At 74.2% G+C, this 14942-nt stretch carries 16 protein-coding genes; 8 read left to right on the plus strand and 8 right to left on the minus strand.

Annotated elements, in window-relative coordinates; translation table 11 throughout:
- Window positions 1-179 precede the first annotated feature (179 nt).
- Window positions 180-890, minus strand: coding sequence for a GOLPH3/VPS74 family protein (locus tag ACWDAS_RS05855; RefSeq protein WP_450387575.1), 711 nt, complete (start codon window positions 888-890; stop codon window positions 180-182).
- 555 nt (window positions 891-1445) lie between these two features.
- Here ACWDAS_RS05855 and ACWDAS_RS05860 point away from each other — a divergent pair.
- On the plus strand, window positions 1446-3509 hold the full coding sequence (locus tag ACWDAS_RS05860) for a D-alanyl-D-alanine carboxypeptidase (protein ID WP_450387576.1): 2064 nt from the start codon (window positions 1446-1448) through the stop codon (window positions 3507-3509).
- Between the two features lie 60 nt (window positions 3510-3569).
- Here the strand turns inward: ACWDAS_RS05860 and ACWDAS_RS05865 are convergent, their stop codons facing one another.
- The gene (locus ACWDAS_RS05865) at window positions 3570-3758 is read right to left on the minus strand and encodes a hypothetical protein (protein ID WP_450387577.1); all 189 of its coding nucleotides are present in this window, start codon (window positions 3756-3758) and stop codon (window positions 3570-3572) included.
- Window positions 3759-3833: 75 nt separating this feature from the next.
- On the minus strand, window positions 3834-5006 hold the full coding sequence (locus ACWDAS_RS05870; protein ID WP_450387578.1) for a winged helix DNA-binding domain-containing protein: 1173 nt from the start codon (window positions 5004-5006) through the stop codon (window positions 3834-3836).
- A gap of 108 nt (window positions 5007-5114) precedes the next feature.
- On the opposite strand from ACWDAS_RS05870, the gene ACWDAS_RS05875 reads away from it, so the two are divergent.
- On the plus strand, window positions 5115-5582 hold the full coding sequence (locus ACWDAS_RS05875) for an SsgA family sporulation/cell division regulator (RefSeq protein WP_450387579.1): 468 nt from the start codon (window positions 5115-5117) through the stop codon (window positions 5580-5582).
- Between the two features lie 33 nt (window positions 5583-5615).
- Here ACWDAS_RS05875 and ACWDAS_RS05880 read toward each other — a convergent pair whose 3' ends face one another.
- Together ACWDAS_RS05880 and ACWDAS_RS05885 are read right to left on the minus strand one after the other, a co-directional pair.
- Window positions 5616-7811, minus strand: coding sequence for a heavy metal translocating P-type ATPase (locus ACWDAS_RS05880; RefSeq protein ID WP_450387631.1), 2196 nt, complete (start codon window positions 7809-7811; stop codon window positions 5616-5618).
- A gap of 89 nt (window positions 7812-7900) precedes the next feature.
- A complete protein-coding gene (locus ACWDAS_RS05885; RefSeq protein WP_450387580.1) occupies window positions 7901-8110 on the minus strand; it encodes a heavy-metal-associated domain-containing protein in 210 nt (69 codons plus the stop codon).
- 171 nt (window positions 8111-8281) lie between these two features.
- Here ACWDAS_RS05885 and ACWDAS_RS05890 point away from each other — a divergent pair, with 171 nt between their 5' ends.
- Window positions 8282-9499, plus strand: coding sequence for a cytochrome P450 family protein (locus ACWDAS_RS05890; RefSeq protein WP_450387581.1), 1218 nt, complete (start codon window positions 8282-8284; stop codon window positions 9497-9499).
- Window positions 9500-9550: 51 nt separating this feature from the next.
- Here the strand turns inward: ACWDAS_RS05890 and ACWDAS_RS05895 are convergent, their stop codons facing one another.
- On the minus strand, window positions 9551-9946 hold the full coding sequence (locus ACWDAS_RS05895) for a nuclear transport factor 2 family protein (protein ID WP_450387582.1): 396 nt from the start codon (window positions 9944-9946) through the stop codon (window positions 9551-9553).
- Window positions 9947-10269: 323 nt separating this feature from the next.
- Between ACWDAS_RS05895 and ACWDAS_RS05900 the strand changes: the two genes are divergently transcribed.
- On the plus strand, window positions 10270-11628 hold the full coding sequence (locus ACWDAS_RS05900; protein ID WP_450387583.1) for a transaminase: 1359 nt from the start codon (window positions 10270-10272) through the stop codon (window positions 11626-11628).
- 5 nt (window positions 11629-11633) lie between these two features.
- Entirely contained in the window at window positions 11634-12074 is a 441-nt protein-coding gene (locus tag ACWDAS_RS05905) for an Lrp/AsnC family transcriptional regulator (RefSeq protein ID WP_361805570.1), read from the plus strand.
- A 52-nt stretch (window positions 12075-12126) separates the two neighbouring features.
- Here the strand turns inward: ACWDAS_RS05905 and ACWDAS_RS05910 are convergent, their stop codons facing one another.
- A complete protein-coding gene (locus tag ACWDAS_RS05910) occupies window positions 12127-12348 on the minus strand; it encodes a cold shock domain-containing protein (protein ID WP_450387584.1) in 222 nt (73 codons plus the stop codon).
- A 206-nt stretch (window positions 12349-12554) separates the two neighbouring features.
- On the opposite strand from ACWDAS_RS05910, the gene ACWDAS_RS05915 reads away from it, so the two are divergent.
- From ACWDAS_RS05915 to ACWDAS_RS05925, 3 genes are all read left to right on the plus strand, one after another.
- Window positions 12555-12905 carry a hypothetical protein gene (locus ACWDAS_RS05915; RefSeq protein ID WP_450387585.1) on the plus strand — a complete coding sequence of 117 codons (351 nt, stop codon included), beginning with the start codon at window positions 12555-12557 and terminating at the stop codon, window positions 12903-12905.
- A 62-nt stretch (window positions 12906-12967) separates the two neighbouring features.
- Window positions 12968-13552, plus strand: coding sequence for an RNA polymerase sigma factor (locus ACWDAS_RS05920; RefSeq protein ID WP_450387632.1), 585 nt, complete (start codon window positions 12968-12970; stop codon window positions 13550-13552).
- 3 nt (window positions 13553-13555) lie between these two features.
- On the plus strand, window positions 13556-14320 hold the full coding sequence (locus ACWDAS_RS05925) for a hypothetical protein (protein ID WP_450387586.1): 765 nt from the start codon (window positions 13556-13558) through the stop codon (window positions 14318-14320).
- Window positions 14321-14360: 40 nt separating this feature from the next.
- Here ACWDAS_RS05925 and ACWDAS_RS05930 read toward each other — a convergent pair whose 3' ends face one another.
- A complete protein-coding gene (locus tag ACWDAS_RS05930; RefSeq protein ID WP_450387587.1) occupies window positions 14361-14933 on the minus strand; it encodes a DUF4232 domain-containing protein in 573 nt (190 codons plus the stop codon).
- Between the last annotated feature and the right edge of the window lie 9 nt (window positions 14934-14942).

Genomic DNA, 14942 nt, shown 5'->3' on the forward strand with positions numbered 1-14942 from the left:
GTGCCACTATCGGTCATCCCGCCGCTGGGAATTGGTCATATGCTGCGCTCTTCAAAAGAGCGGACAAACGGCCGCGCGCGGGGCGGTGACCGGCACCGGCCGGTCACCGCCCCGCGCGCGGCGGTGCGATGGTGTCGCGGTTCTCGCGGTGTCCGGGCCCTGCCGCCGGACACCCCCGGTCAGCGGACGCCGGCCCGGACCATCCCGTGGCCCGTCGGTCTGGCCGCCGCGGGACGCCCCTGGACGGGGGCGCGCTTCGGCTGCGCGGCGACACCGTTCTGCACGTCCATCACGGCGTGCGCGACGAGGCCGCCCATGGGGTCGTACCTGATCAGGTCACGGAGCCGCGATCGGGACGACCGGCCCTCGTTGCCCGGGTACAGGTGCTTGCCGAGCCCCACGGCATGGGCGATCGCCGCGAGCGCCGCGGTCCGCGGGTCCGGCGGCACGCCGGTGCGGATCGCGCTGTCCAGCCGGGCCCTGATCTCCCGGCTGACCTCGCTGTCGGTCGCCTGATAGCGCGTGGTCGGCAGCACCCCGCACATCTGTCCCGGCACGGCGTGCACCATGCCGCACCGTTCCAGATGCGCGAGATACGTCTGGCGCAGCCCCAGGCGGGGCCCGCCGATCCAGTGGACGGCGCGCACGGGGCTGCCACGGCGGCGCAGCAGTTCGAGCGCGGAGTCCAGAGTCGGATCTCCTGTCGGCCGTGGGTGCACCACGGCGATACGATCCCCGTCAGGGGCTATCCGTCCTGCGAGGGCCAGCTCCACTAGCTGTGCCCCGGCAAGACCGAGGTCGAGCGACTGCGGCTGCGCCGTGGTACCCGTGGCCGGGTCCAGGGCGAGAAGCAGTAGCTCCTCCGGAAGTGTTCTGCGGCTCCTGCCCATCCATGCCTCCCCGCGTGGATGAATGACAGGGTGACGCCTCTCACACCGGCCTGTCGAGAGCGCCTTGCCCGTTCGTGCGGGAACCGACTCATATGTCGTTCTCGTCTAGCACCGAGGGCGGCGGTGCCTCACGGGGGGCCGGGGTGTCCCACGGCGGGTCTCACGGTGGCTTAACAGCGGGGGCCTGGAAACTGGTGTAAGGGTGAGCGGGGCGCCGCGGCGGCGCACCGCGCGATGTGTGGAGGAGGTCTGGTGGCGGGCGAGTCCCCCGGCAGGGCGGAGCAGCAGGAGTCGTCGGGGGAGACGACCGGAGGCGGGGCGGTGGATCCGAGGCTCACGGTCTTCCGCGGGGCCGCGGAGGCGCCCCGGGACACACCGGAACCAGCCACCGAGGACCCGGAGTTCGCGCCGGAGCCGACCGAGGCGGAGGGCGCCCCGGAGCCGGATCGGCGCGCTTCCGCTACGCCGGATGACGTACAGGACGTGGACGCGGCGGCGCAGGGCGCTACGCCGGACGCGGAGGATGCACCTCCGGCCGACGGCGCGGGAGACCACGTGGAATCCCGTACGGACGACGCAGTCGCGGACGGTGCCGAGGAGGGCGCGGAGGAGTCCGCGACCGCCGGGGCGGCCGAGGACGCGGCCGAGGGCGCCACGGAGGACGAGTCCGAGGGAAAGTCCGAGGAATCCGGGGAAGTCGCCGCGGACGCGCCGCGGGACGCCCGGGACGACGAGGAGCCCGCCGCCGCCGAAGAGGCGTCCGGTGAAGGGGCCGAGGCCCCGGAGTCCGCCGAGGAGTCCGCCGAGGAGTCCGGCGAGGAGTCCGGCGACGACGACGAGCCGCCGGCTGACGCGGATGCGGACGTGAACGCTGACGCGGAAGCGGACCGCGAGGACGCCCCCGCCGGCGAGGCGGCGGACGGCACCGCTGACGGCACCCCGGCGGACGAGCCCGGGGACGGAGACGCTGAGGGCCACTCAGAGGACCCCCGAGACGTCAAGGGCGGATCCGGCGCACGCGAGGCGTCCGGGGGCGGCCACGGCGGCCCCAAGGCCGGAGAGGGCACGCTGACGCTGCGCGCCCCCCGCGCGGACGGGGGCACGGCACCGGTCCGCGACCGCACCCTGACCCTGCGCGCGCCCTCCTCCTCCGCGCCTTCCGCTCCCGCGCCTTCCGCGCCCGCCCCCTCCGCTTCCGCACCCGTCAAGGCGCCCGTCCGGCCAAGCGGAACGTTTGTCCCGCTGAAGACCGACGAGCGCCCGCCGGTGAGCCCGCAGGCCCCCGCGGCCGCGGAGGCCGGCAGTTCGCGGACGAAGCAGATGCCGCTGCCGCCGGACCCCGACGAGCCGCTGAAGCTGCTGGCGGAGCTGACGAACACTCCGCCGCCGCCGGAGACGCCCCTGCGCACGACCGTGCGGCGGGTCAAGATCTGGACCCCGCTGGTCCTGCTGCTGGTGCTGGTCTTCTGCGTGGCGCAGGCGCTGCGTCCACTGCCCGAGCCCGAGCTGGAACTGACCGCCGAGACCTCGTACACCTTCAAGGGCGACGAACTCGCGCTCCCGTGGCCCCGCGAGGGCCAGGCCGTCGTCGAGGCCGAGGGGCTCGGCCGGATGGGCGAGTCCGGCAAGCAGAAGCCGACGCCGATCGCGAGCGTCGCGAAGGTGATGACGACCTACGTCATCCTGCGCGACCACCCGATCAAGAAGGGCGGCAAGGGCAAGACCGTCGAGGTCGACCAGAAGGCCGAGGACCAGTTCCACAGCGGCCAGCAGGAGTCCGAGTCCGTCGTCCCCGTCACCGCCGGGCAGAAGCTCACCGAGTACGAGGCGCTCGAGGCCGTGATGCTGCCGTCGGCCAACAACATCGCCCGCCTGCTCGCCCGTTGGGACGCCGGCTCCGAGAAGGCGTTCGTCGAGAAGATGAACGCCACCGCCAAGGAGCTCGGCATGGACGACACCACGTACACCGACCCCAGCGGCCTGGAGGCGACCACCGTCAGCACCGCGAACGACCAGGTCAAGCTGGGGCACGCGGCCATGCGGTTCCCCGTCTTCGCGGAGATCGCCGCCAAGATCCAGTACACGGACATCAACGGCAACGTCCAGAAGAACTACAACCAGCTCGCGGGCTACAACAAGATCGTCGGCATCAAGACCGGCACCAGCACCAAGGCGGGCGGCAACCTGCTCTTCGCCGCCTACCGGGAGATCGGCGGAACCAAGCAGCTGATCGTCGGCGCGATGCTGGGCCAGTACAAGGCGCCGATCATCGACACGGTGCTCGGTCGCAGCCGCACCCTGATCGACGGGGCCCGGGACGCCCTCGCCTCGGACACGATCATCAAGAAGGGCGATGTCGTCGGCTACGTCGACGACGGCCTCGGCGGCCGTACCCCGGTGGTGGCCGACGAGGACGTCACCGCGATCGGCTGGGCGGGCCTCAAGGTCGACATCTCGATGGAGGTGGACAAGGCGGGTCTGCCGCACAAGGCGAAAGCCGGTGAGAAGGTCGGCGAACTCGTCGTCGGCAACGGCGACAGCACGGTCAAGGTCCCGGTCGTGCTCAAGACCGACCTGGTCGAGCCCTCCCTCGGCTCGAAGCTGACCCGGGTCGCCTGAGACCCGGGTCGGCCCCGTCCGCGGTCCGCGGGCGTTCGGGCGGGCGGGCCGGCCGGACCGCTACACGTGGTCCAGCCGGCCCGCCTTCGCCTCCTCCACCAGCGAGCGGAACTGGTCGGTGCTCATCCGCACCCGCTGCCCGAAGTCGTCGGTCAGCACGACCCGCTGGTCGGGCGCCGCCGCCTCGTCCACGTACAGCGTGGGACAGCCGCAGTCGCAGTTGCCGCAGAACACGGCCACCTGTTCCATCGGTTCCACCTCCACCCGTTCCGCACCCGGCCGGTCACCGGGCGTCAGGATCGGCATACCCGCGGTGACGGAGTTTCAGGCCGACAGCTCGCGTTCCAGCGGGGTGCGGAAGCGGGGCGTGACCCGGACGCCGCCCAGCCAGCCCGTCAGCCGGGCGGCCTCGGCCGCGATCGCCGCGGTGGCCTCACGCCCCGGATCGGCGAAGGCGCGGTGGACGACCTCGCCGTCGGCGCGCTGCGCCCAGCCGCCGATCACCCGCCCGTCCCACCACACGGTGGGGCCGATGTTGCCCGTCCGGTCGAAGAGCGCGGCCCGCTCCCGCTCGTCCTCGGGCAGATACCAGTCGCGCCGCTGCCAGCCCATCGGCGTCGGGTCCAGCGCCGGCAGCAGCGCCGCCCAGGGAGCGGCCTCCGGCCCCGGCCCGGTGTCGCCGGGCAGCACATGGCCGGTCTCCCCGTCGAGCAGGACCTGTTCCGTGCCGAGCGCCGCGAGCGCCTTGCGGACCTCGGTCAGCGTCCAGCCCGTCCACCACTTCAGGTCGGCCTCCGTGCCCGGCCCGTACGCGGCCAGCCAGCGCCGCACCAGCTCGGCCCGCGCCTGCGTGACCGGCGGGGTCCGCGGCACCGTGCCCGGCGCCCACCGGTACTGACTGCTCGTCCAGCTCCCCACCGGCCGCCTGCGGACGATGCGGCCCTCCGCCGCGAGCACCCGCAGGACGCGGGTCGACACCGCCTGCGTCGCCTCGTACGGCTTGCCGCGCGCCACCACGACCTGTTCGCGCAGCCGCGGTTCGTCGGAGGCGAGCTGCGCGGCCGTCGCCTCGCCGCGCCCGGCGAGCGCGGCGAGCACGGACTCCTCCACCCCCGTCAGCCATTGCTCGTCCCAGCCGCCGCCGTCGGCCAGGAACTTCAGCAGCTTCTTCCGCTCGTCCGCGGCGATCGCGCGGCCCGCGGCGGAGAGTACGACCGGCGTCGAGGCGGCCGTGACCACGAACATCGTCCGGCGCATCGCCAGCAGCCGGGTCAGGCTCCCGTCCTCGTACAGCGCCCGGTCCAGGGCCGCGGCGCCGGGCTCGCGCATCCTTGCCGCAGCCGAGAGATAGACCGTCGCCGGGTCCGTCCCGTGCAGCGCGACCAGTGACTCGGCGACCTCCTCGGGGGTCGCCGCCCGCAGTTCCGCCGCCAGCCGGTGCCGCACCGCCATGCGGCGCCGCCGTTCCGGCGCTCCCACTTCCCGTCGCGCGTCCATGGCTCATCGTGGCACGGGCCACCGACAGAGCCTCTCGGGTCCTGTGACGCACATCACATGATCGGTCGCGGAAGCCGCGTAAGGACAGCGGCCCTACGGGCTCTCCCCATGACCGGGACGCATCCGGAGCGCACCGCCCGCCTGCCGAGGAAGGCCATGCCGACCGACATCGACCACATCGTCAGGGCCCGTCTGCGCACCCCGCGCTCGGGGCCCGAAGGCCGGGAGATCACCGCGACCCTGCGCTACCACCGTGACGACCCGCTCGCCGCCCGGATCACCTTCCCGGCCGAGGTCTCCCTCGACGGCGCCGAGGTGACCTGGGTGCTCGCCCGCGGCCTGCTCACCGCGGGCCTGTACGAACCCGCCGGTGAAGGGGACGTGCACATCCGGCCGAGCGGGCCGGAGCGCACCGCGATCGAGTTCCGCACCCCCGACGGCACCGCGCTCGTCGAGGTGGGCACCTGCGACCTGCGCGGCTTCCTCGCCCGGGTGTACGAGGCCGTGCCGCCCGGGCAGGAGCTGCGCCACCTGGACATGGACGCCGTTGTCGCCGCGCTCCTGGACGAGGACTGACCGCCCCCACGGCCTCGGGGGCGGCCGTGGGGGTCAGCCCGCCAGTGGCCGGAAGCCGCGCAGCCGCAGGGAGTTGCCGACCACGAAGACCGAGGAGAAGGCCATCGCGGCCCCCGCGATCATCGGGTTGAGCAGCCCGGCGGCGGCGAGCGGCAGGGCCGCCACGTTGTAGCCGAAGGCCCAGAAGAGGTTGCCCTTGATCGTGCCGAGGGTGCGCCGGGACAGCCGGATGGCATCGGCGGCGACCCGCAGGTCGCCCCGGACCAGCGTCAGGTCGCTCGCCTCGATGGCGGCGTCGGTGCCGGTGCCCATGGCGAGCCCGAGATCGGCGCGGGCCAGCGCGGCCGCGTCGTTGATCCCGTCGCCGACCATGGCCACGGACCTGCCCTCCCGCTGGAGCCGGGCCACGACCGCGAGCTTGTCCTCCGGCATGACGTCGGCGATCACATCGGCGGCGTCGATACCGACCTCGGCGGCGACGGCCCGGGCCACCGCCTCGTGGTCCCCGGTGAGCAGCACCGGGGTGAGGCCGAGTTCGCGCAGCATGCGGACGGCGTCGGCGCTGGTCGGCTTCACGGCGTCGGCGACGGCGAGCACGGCGCGGGCCCGGCCGTCCCAGGCGGCCGTGATCACCGTGCTGCCGCGGGCCTCGGCCTCCGCCTTGGCGAGGGCGAGCTTCTCCGGCAGCGGTTCGGGCAGTTCCTGGCGTCCGACCGTGACCTCGTGGCCGTCGACGGAGCCCTGGACGCCGAGTCCGGGCAGCGCGCGGAAGCCGGTCACGCCGGGCAGCGGGCCGGTGCGCTCCTGCGCCGTCCGGGCGATCGCCCGCGCGATGGGGTGCTCCGAGGCGTGCTCCAGGGCGCCGGCCAGCCGCAGCACCTCGTCCTCCCGCTCGCCCTCGGCCACGTGGACGGCGGTGAGCGTCATGGCGCCGGTGGTGACCGTGCCGGTCTTGTCGAGGACGATCGTGTCGATCCGGCGGGTGGTCTCCAGGACCTCGGGCCCCTTGATGAGGATGCCGAGCTGCGCGCCGCGTCCGGTGCCGACCATCAGCGCCGTGGGCGTGGCCAGGCCGAGCGCGCAGGGGCAGGCGATGATCAGCACGGCGACGGCCGCGGTGAAGGCGGCGGCCGTGCCGGCGCCGTTGCCGAGCCAGAAGCCGAGCGTCGCCAGGGCGAGCCCGATGACGACGGGGACGAACACCGCGGAGATCCGGTCGGCGAGGCGCTGGGCCGCGGCCTTGCCGTTCTGGGCGTCCTCCACCAGCCGTGCCATACGGGCCAGCTGGGTGTCCGCGCCGACCCGGGTGGCCTCCACGACCAGCCGGCCGCCGGCGTTCACCGTGGCGCCGGTGACGGCCTCGCCCGGCCCCACCTCGACCGGTACGGACTCGCCGGTGAGCATCGAGGCGTCGACCGCCGAGGTGCCCTCCCGTACGACGCCGTCCGTGGCGACCTTCTCGCCCGGCCGTACGACGAACAGGTCGCCGACCGCGAGATCGGCCGTGGGGACGCGCACCTCCCGGCCGCCGCGCAGGACGGCGACCTCCTTGGCACCCAGCTCCATCAGGGCGCGCAGCGCGGCGCCGGCCCGGCGCTTGGAGCGCGCCTCGAAGAAGCGTCCGGCCAGGATGAAGGCGGTGACGCCGGAGGCGACCTCCAGATAGAGGTTGCCGGAGCCGTCGCCGCGGGCGACGGTCAGCTCGAAGGGGTGCTTCATGCCCGGCGTGCCCGCGTGGCCGAGGAACAGCGCCCAGACGGACCAGCCGAAGGCGGCCAGCGTGCCGACGGAGATCAGGGTGTCCATGGTGGTCGCGCCGTGCCGCAGATTGGTCCAGGCGGCGCGGTGGAAGGGCCAGGCCGCGTACACCACGACCGGCGCGGCCAGGGTCAGCGACAGCCACTGCCAGTTGCGGAACTGCAGGGCCGGGATCATGGCCATCGCGATGACCGGCACCGCGAGCACCACGGCGGTCACCAGCCGCTGCCGCAGGGCGACGAGTTCGCCGGGTTCGGCTTCGGGTCCGTCCTGCGGCGTCTTCGCGGCGGGCGGGGCGGGGAGCGCGGCGGTGTAGCCGGTGGCCTCCACGGTGGCGATCAGGTCGCCGACGCCGATCCCGTCCTCGAACGCCACCTTGGCCTTCTCGGTGGCGTAGTTCACGGTGGCCGTGACGCCGTCCATCCGGTTGAGCTTCTTCTCGATCCGGGCAGCGCACGAGGCGCAGGTCATCCCGCCGATCGCGAGTTCGAGCTCGGTGACGCCCGCGGGGGCGGCCGGCGCGGCGATCCGCGGGGTGACCTGCTGCTGTTCCGGGAGCGTCATGCCGGGCCGACCAGTTCGTAGCCCGCCTCGTCGACGGCGGCGCGGACGGCCTCCTCGTCCAGCGGCCCGTCGGAGTCGATGGTGAGCAGGCCGGTCTTGGCGTCCACCGTGAGGCCGGTCACGCCGGGGAGGGCCGAGACCTCCTTGCTGACCGCGGACTCGCAGTGGCCGCAGCTCATCCCGGAGACGCTGTAGCTGACAGACATGGATTCTCCTCGTGCGTTCTGTGCGTGTTCCGGTGTACGGCTTCGCATCCTGCCGTCCACCCGCCACCAAAGTATACCCCCTAGGGGTATCGAGGAAGGGGAGGCTGAGGAGGAGGGGGGCGGTGTGGCGCGGGGTTCCGCGCTCCCGCGGCGCACGCCACGATGTCGTCCATGACAACTCAGCCCGCGCCCCTGCGTCTTGACCCGTACGGCCGCGACCAGCACGGTGAGAACGCCGCCCTGCGCGCCCTCGGCCCCGTCGTGCGCGTGGAACTGCCCGGCGGTGTCCCCGCCTGGGCCGTCACCCGTCACGACCTGCTGCAGGAACTGCTGTCGGATCCGCGCACGGCCAAGGACGCCCGGCACTGGCGGGCGCTCGCCGAGGGGGCGGTCCCCGAGGGCTGGCCGCTCATCACCTTCGTCACCGTGCCGGGCATGATCACCGCGGACGGCGCCGACCACCGGCGGCTGCGGGGCCTGGTCGGCCAGGCCTTCACCCCGCGCCGCGTCGCCGCGCTGCGTCCGCGTATCGAGGCTCTGACCGGGGAACTGCTCGACGGCCTCGGCGCCGCCCTCGCCGGCGGCCGGGCCGCGGACCTGCGCGCCCACTTCGCGTACCCGCTGCCGATGCGGGTCATCTGCGAACTTCTCGGCGTGCCCCGCGAGCGGCACGACGAGTGCCACCGGCTGTCCCGGTCCCTGGTGAGCAGCGTCACCGAGCCTCAGGACGTCGTCGCCGACCAGCGGGCGCTGTACGGGATCATGGCCGAGCTGGCAGCCGCCCGCCGCGCCGAGCCGCGCGACGACCTGACCAGCGCCCTGATCGCCGCCCAGGAGGACGGCGAGCGGCTGAGCGAGGCCGAGGTCACCGGCACGATGCTGCAGATCCTCGTGGCCGGGCACGGCACGACCCTCAACCTGATCACCAACGCCGTACGGGCGCTGCTGGCCCACCCCGGGCAGCTGGACCTCGTCCGGTCCGGCGAGGCGACCTGGAGCGCGGTCGTCGAGGAGACCCTGCGCTGGGACTCGCCCGTCGGCCAGTTCCCGCTGCGTTACGCGGTCGAGGACATCGCGATCGGGGGCGCCGTCATCCCCAAGGGCGACGCCTTCCTCGCCTCCTACGCCGCGGCCGGGCGCGATCCGGAGCGGCACGGCCCCGACGCCGACCGCTTCGACGTCACCCGCCCCGACGGGCGCCATCTCACCTTCGGGCACGGGCCGCACTACTGCCTCGGGGCCCCGCTGGCACGGCTGGAGGCGGAGATCGCGCTGCCCGCGCTGTTCGCGCGCTTCCCGGGCCTGCGGGCGGCCGGGGGGCCGGGGGAGTCGGAGCCGCTGCCGTCGATGGTCAGTAACAGCGTGCAGGTCTTCTCCGTCACGGTGTGACCGCGCGCCCCGGGGCGCGGCCCCGGGGCGTCCCGGCGGGGCGGGGCGTGCTCAGGACCAGAACGCGTTGGTGGCGTCGAGGTCGCCGACGCACTCGTCCAGGTCCGTGATCCGGCTCCCGATGATCCGGAAGACGATGCCGCCCGGTTCGTCGAGGTACCCGCCCCGGCGCTCGGCCGTGACGTGGTGCACGGCCATGGCGTGGCCGCGACCGTCGACGAGCACCTGCCGCAGCTGGACCCGCATGCTGCCGTCGGTCTCCTCCGCGAGCCGGCGGTAGTAGCCGATGATCTCGTCCCGGCCCTTGTAGTGCCCGGCGAGCGGATGGTCGCCGGGGGAGTGGTGGGTCGCGTCCCCCGCCAGCAGGCCGGCCAGCGAGTCCATGTCGCCCCGGGTGAACGCCGAGTACATCTTGTGGACCAGCACTGCGTGCGGGTGCTGCGCCATGGCCGTCGCCGCCTTTCCCTGCGATCCCGTCCACAGACCGACACAAGCCACCCTGGCACCGGTGACCGACGGGCGCACCCGGGGCGGGCGTGCGCGGGGCGTACCCATCGCCGCCGGACCCGCCGGACCCGCCGGACCCGCCGGACCCGCCGGCGCAGTTGGCGCGCCGCGGTCCGGGCCGGGGCCATCCGGACGGAAGCCGTACCGGTCACCGGATGTGAATCGTGATTCGTTCGCGTGAACGATCGAATCACGCGTCTGGGGATGGTCTGGCAGTGCGATCGCGCGTATGGTCAGAGCGTCCGTCGCTGAGGAGGCCATCCATGTCCGTCGACCGCGCCCGCCTGAAGGAACTGCTCGCCCGCGAGACCGCGGAGGCCGCGGCCCGCAACCCGAAGTCCCGCGCCGCGTACGAGGCGGCCGACCACCTCTTCGGCCGGGTGCCCATGACCTGGATGAACAAGAACGCCGGGGCCTTCCCCCGCTACCTGGCCGGTGCCCGCGGCGCCCGCGTCACCGACATCGACGGCCACGAGTACGTCGACTTCTGCCTCGGCGACACCGGCGCCATGGCCGGGCACTCCCCGGAGCCCGTCGCCGAGGCGATCGAGCGCCGCTACCGCGAGCAGGGCGGCGCCACCGCCATGCTCCCCACCGAGGACGCCGAATGGGTCGGAGCCGAGCTGGCCCGCCGCTTCGGCCTGCCCCGCTGGTCGTACTCGCTGACGGCGACCGACGCCAACCGGTGGGCCATCCGGCTCGCCCGCGCCGTCACCGGACGGCAGAAGATCCTCTTCAACAGCTACTGCTACCACGGCAGCGTCGACGAGTCCCTGATCGTCACCGGTCCCGGCGGCCGCGGCGGCGTCAGCCGCCCAGGCAACGTCGGCGCGCCCTGCGACGTCACGCTGACCAGCCGCGTCGCCGAGTTCAACGACCTGGAGGGCCTGGAGCGCGAGCTCGCCCACGGCGACGTCGCCGCCGTCCTGATGGAGCCCGCCCTCACCAACATCGGCATCGTGCTGCCGGAGCCCGGCTACCTCGAGGGGGTCCGCGAGATCACCCGCCGGCACGGCGTACTGCTGATCAACGACGAGACGCACACCTTCTCCGCCGGCCCCGGCGGCGCCACCGCCGCGTGGAACCTCGCGCCCGACATCCTCACCATCGGCAAGGCCATCGCCGGTGGCGTCCCGGCCGGCGCGTACGGCCTCTCCGCCGACCTCGCCGACCGCCTCCTCGGCCGCGGCGACCTCGACCTCGTCGACATGGGCGGCGTCGGCGGCACCCTCGCCGGAAACGCCCTGTCCGTCGCCGCCATGCGGGCCACCCTCGAACACGTCCTGACCGACGACGCGTTCACCGCCATGTCCGACCTCGCCGCCCGCTTCGAGCGCGGTGTAGCGGACGCCGTCGCCAAGCACGGCCTGCCCTGGTCCGTCAGCCGCCTCGGCGCCCGTACGGAATACCGCTTCGCCGCGCCCGCGCCGCGCACCGGCACCGAGTCGGCGGCGGTCTCCGACCCCGAGTTGGAGGACTTCCTGCACCTGTGGCTGGCCAACCGCGGCATCCTCATGACGCCGTTCCACAACATGGCCCTGATGTGCCCGGCCACCACCGAGGCCGACGTCGACACCCACACGGCCCTCTTCGCCGAGTCCCTGGCCGAACTGGCAGGCTGAGCCCCGTGGACGACATCGACCGCGCCATCCTCCGCGAGCTCCAGACCGACGGCCGCATCCCGTACGCGGACCTCGGCCCCAAGGTCGGGCTCTCCCCGTCCGCCGCCCGGCAGCGCCTGCAGCGGCTCATCGACGGCAAGGTCGTCCAGGTCGTGGGCGTCACCGACCCCATGGCCATGGGCGGTCAGGCGATGGCGCTGCTCGGCGTCCGCGTGGACGGCGACCCGCGCGCGGTCGCGGACACCCTCTCCGCGCGCGACGAGGTCGTCTACGCGGTCCTCACGGCCGGGCCCTACGCCCTGTTCGCCGAGGTCGTCTGCCCCGGGCCGCCGGACCTGCTGGACTTCGTCAACGACGTCGTCAGGACCACCGACGGCGTCGCGGGCGTCGACACCTTCCCGTACTTCGGCATCCACACCCACCGCTTCCTGTGGGACGTGGGCTGACCCGCGGGTCGGTGTCGCGGACGTCCGGCCGGCCCATCGGTGAGTCCGCCGGTCAGCCCTTCGGCACGACGCGCAGGGCGCGGTACGCGTACCCGTCCTGCGCGAAGCCCGGAGCCTCCCATTCCAGGGCCACCGACTGGCCGGCGGAGAGCGTGCGGAAGCCGTTCATCTCGATGTCGCTGTAGTGGGCGAAGCACCCCCCGGGCGTCTCCGGGCAGTCCAGCACGCCCCAGCCCTCTTCCTCGTACCACTCGCGTACGGTCGCAGTCGCCATGCCCGCAGCCTAAGCGCGCTCGCGCCGCCGGGCGTGGTCGCCTCCGCCGCCCGGTGTAACGCTTTCGCGGCGCGCCGCGCCCCACTCAGTAGCCACACGCGTCACACGCGGACGGGGACGACGAGCGAAGGGGCACGATGAAGCAGGAGTTGAGCAATCCACCGGCGACGGTTCTCGGTCCTCGTCTCGCCGCGGATGTCGTGTCCATGGCCAGAGAGGGATCCAGGGTCAGGCTCGACTACTCGCCGGCCAGCCTCGGCCTGGTGGACCGCATCATCGAGGCCATCCGCCGCGAGCAGCCGCCGCTCCAGGCGGTCGTCCCCACGCTCCGCGGCTTCGGCGCCTACACGGGTGAAGTGCTGGTCCGCGCGACCGGAGCCGCCTGGGTGGACTTCGACGCCGGGCAGCGCGATACATTCGGGCAGTCGTTCGGTATCCGGACGCCCGACGGGCGGGTGTGGAACCCGCTGGGCAAGGCGGTGAAGCGGTACGAGAACGGCACGGTGGACAGCCTGCGCCTCTTCTGCCTCTCCGTGGTGGGCCGGGCCGAGGTGTGATGCCCGCCGCGCCGCGGCGCGACGGGTGGCGGCACGGGGTCGACGAGCACGAAGAGGACGCAGTGGGCAAGGCGGAGGTTCGTCGGCGCGACCGGATGGGCGACGAGGAACTGGGTGACGCGGTCCAGCGGGCCCGCGCCGGCGACGAGGTCGCGTTCGGCGCCGTCTACCGGGAGGTCCATCCGATGCTTCTGGGCTACCTGCGCGGCCTGGTCGGCGACGACGCCGAGGACGTGGCCTCCGAGACGTGGCACGACGTCGTCCGGGACCTGCGGGGCTTCCGCGGCGGCGGCCAGGCCTTCCGGGGCTGGGCCGCGACCATCGCCCGGCACCGCGCGCTGGACCACCTGCGCCGGATCAAGGCCCGGCCGCGCACCACGCCCCTGGATGACCGCACCGACGAGCCGATGACGCTCCAGGACGCGGGCGGCACCGCGCTGGAGAACCTGTCGACGCGGCACGCGCTCGACCTGATCGCGGCGCTCCCGCAGGACCAGGCCGAGGCCGTGCTGCTGCGGGTGGTGGTCGGGCTCAACGCGCCTGCCGCGGCGAAGGTCCTGGGCAAGCGGGCGGGCGCGGTGCGGACCGCCGCCCACCGGGGCCTGAAACGCCTGGCGGAGCGCCTCGACGGCGCCGGGGAGAAGTGAAGGATGAAGGACAGCCGAGCACACGACGACTGGATGGACGCCGCCCTGGCCGAGCGCCTGCTCGACGCGGAACCCATCGCGGGCGCCGACGGCCGGGCGGACGCCCTCGCACGGGCCCTCGCGGTGGCGGCGGCGCCGCTGCCGGGCGACCCCGAGCGCGAGCGCGCCGCGCTGGCGGCCTTCCGGGAGGCCAGGGACGCCACGAGCGGCGATCGCGGCAAACGGCGGGCCCGCGGTGCCCGGCCCACCCGTCGCGTCAAGGCGGTACTCGGCGGACTGGCCGCGGTCTTCGCGCTCGGCGGCGTGGCCGTGGCCGCGCAGTCCGGCACGCTCCCCGGCCCCTTCCACTCGGGAACGGACGGGCCCCGGCCGGTGGCGCCCGCCGCCTCCTCCTCCGCGCCCGCCGGCCCGGGCGCGGGGCGGCCGACCGCACCCCCGCGCGGACCCCAGGACCCCGGCGGGGCCACTCCCACCCCGGACGCTCCCCGGGACGCGCACGGATCGGTGCCCCCGCTCGTCCCGTCCGCAGACACCGGGCTGAAGGGGCTGTGCCAGGCGTACGTCAGGGCCACGGAGCACGACAGGACCGTGAACGCCTCGGCCCTGACCCGGCTGGAGCAGGCCGCCGGCGGCTCCGCCGCCGTACCCGCCTACTGCGCCCGGCTCACCGGGGCCCCCGTGGTCACGGCGCCACCGGCCCGCTCGGCACCCGCGGCCACAACGCCGCCCGTCCCTTCGGCACCCGCGGACAGCGGCCACCGCAAGTGACCGGGGTGCCCGGGCGCGAGCCAGCCTCGGGCCCGCGCCCTCAGGCGGGTTCCCTCGCCGACAGCGCGGTGACCGTCACGGTGTTGTCGCACTCGGCGAACTCCCCGTCGGCCATGGCGATCTGGTGGGCACCGGCGCCCGGCACGCCCAGCACCAGCGTCGGGTACGTCACGGGCGGCGCACCGGAGACGCAGTAGCCGTCGCCCTCGCCCTGCACCTGGACGAAGGTCAGCTTCACCCACGCCGTACCACCCGGCGCCAGCCGCACGGACGAGGCCGACCCGGTGTGACGTACCGTCAGCGGCGCGTTCCGCCCGGGGGAGCCGTTGCCCGCTCCCGCCACGGTCGGGAAGCCGCTCACCGCACAGGCGTGCCCGGAGGCGTTCGTGACCCCGACGACCACCGCGCCGGTGCCCGTGCCCGCGGGACGCTGCGCGGACTGGCGGGCGTCCGAGACCTTGACGTCGTCCGCCGTGCACGGCGCCGCCGCGGCCGACACCGACGCGACCGGACTCGCCTCCCGCACCCCGGTGACCGCCTGTGGTCCGCACCCGGCCGCCGAGGCCGTCAGTGCCGCCACCGCGACCGCCCGCACGCCCTGTCCGTACCGCATGTCACTCCT

Source organism: Streptomyces sp. NPDC001070 (genome assembly GCF_053598835.1).

Excerpts from the sequence above, each read along its gene's own strand:
- ACWDAS_RS05855 (WP_450387575.1), bottom strand. The coding sequence starts at position 890 with ATGGGCAGGAGCCGCAGAACACTTCCGGAGGAGCTACTGCTTCTCGCC.
- ACWDAS_RS05865 (WP_450387577.1), bottom strand. The coding sequence starts at position 3,758 with ATGGAACAGGTGGCCGTGTTCTGCGGCAACTGCGACTGCGGCTGTCCC.
- ACWDAS_RS05870 (WP_450387578.1), bottom strand. The coding sequence starts at position 5,006 with ATGGACGCGCGACGGGAAGTGGGAGCGCCGGAACGGCGGCGCCGCATG.
- ACWDAS_RS05875 (WP_450387579.1), top strand. The coding sequence starts at position 5,115 with ATGACCGGGACGCATCCGGAGCGCACCGCCCGCCTGCCGAGGAAGGCC.
- ACWDAS_RS05880 (WP_450387631.1), bottom strand. The coding sequence starts at position 7,811 with ATGACCTGCGCCTCGTGCGCTGCCCGGATCGAGAAGAAGCTCAACCGG.
- ACWDAS_RS05885 (WP_450387580.1), bottom strand. The coding sequence starts at position 8,110 with ATGTCTGTCAGCTACAGCGTCTCCGGGATGAGCTGCGGCCACTGCGAG.
- ACWDAS_RS05890 (WP_450387581.1), top strand. The coding sequence starts at position 8,282 with ATGACAACTCAGCCCGCGCCCCTGCGTCTTGACCCGTACGGCCGCGAC.
- ACWDAS_RS05895 (WP_450387582.1), bottom strand. The coding sequence starts at position 9,946 with ATGGCGCAGCACCCGCACGCAGTGCTGGTCCACAAGATGTACTCGGCG.
- ACWDAS_RS05900 (WP_450387583.1), top strand. The coding sequence starts at position 10,270 with ATGTCCGTCGACCGCGCCCGCCTGAAGGAACTGCTCGCCCGCGAGACC.
- ACWDAS_RS05910 (WP_450387584.1), bottom strand. The coding sequence starts at position 12,348 with ATGGCGACTGCGACCGTACGCGAGTGGTACGAGGAAGAGGGCTGGGGC.
- ACWDAS_RS05915 (WP_450387585.1), top strand. The coding sequence starts at position 12,555 with ATGGCCAGAGAGGGATCCAGGGTCAGGCTCGACTACTCGCCGGCCAGC.
- ACWDAS_RS05925 (WP_450387586.1), top strand. The coding sequence starts at position 13,556 with ATGAAGGACAGCCGAGCACACGACGACTGGATGGACGCCGCCCTGGCC.
- ACWDAS_RS05930 (WP_450387587.1), bottom strand. The coding sequence starts at position 14,933 with ATGCGGTACGGACAGGGCGTGCGGGCGGTCGCGGTGGCGGCACTGACG.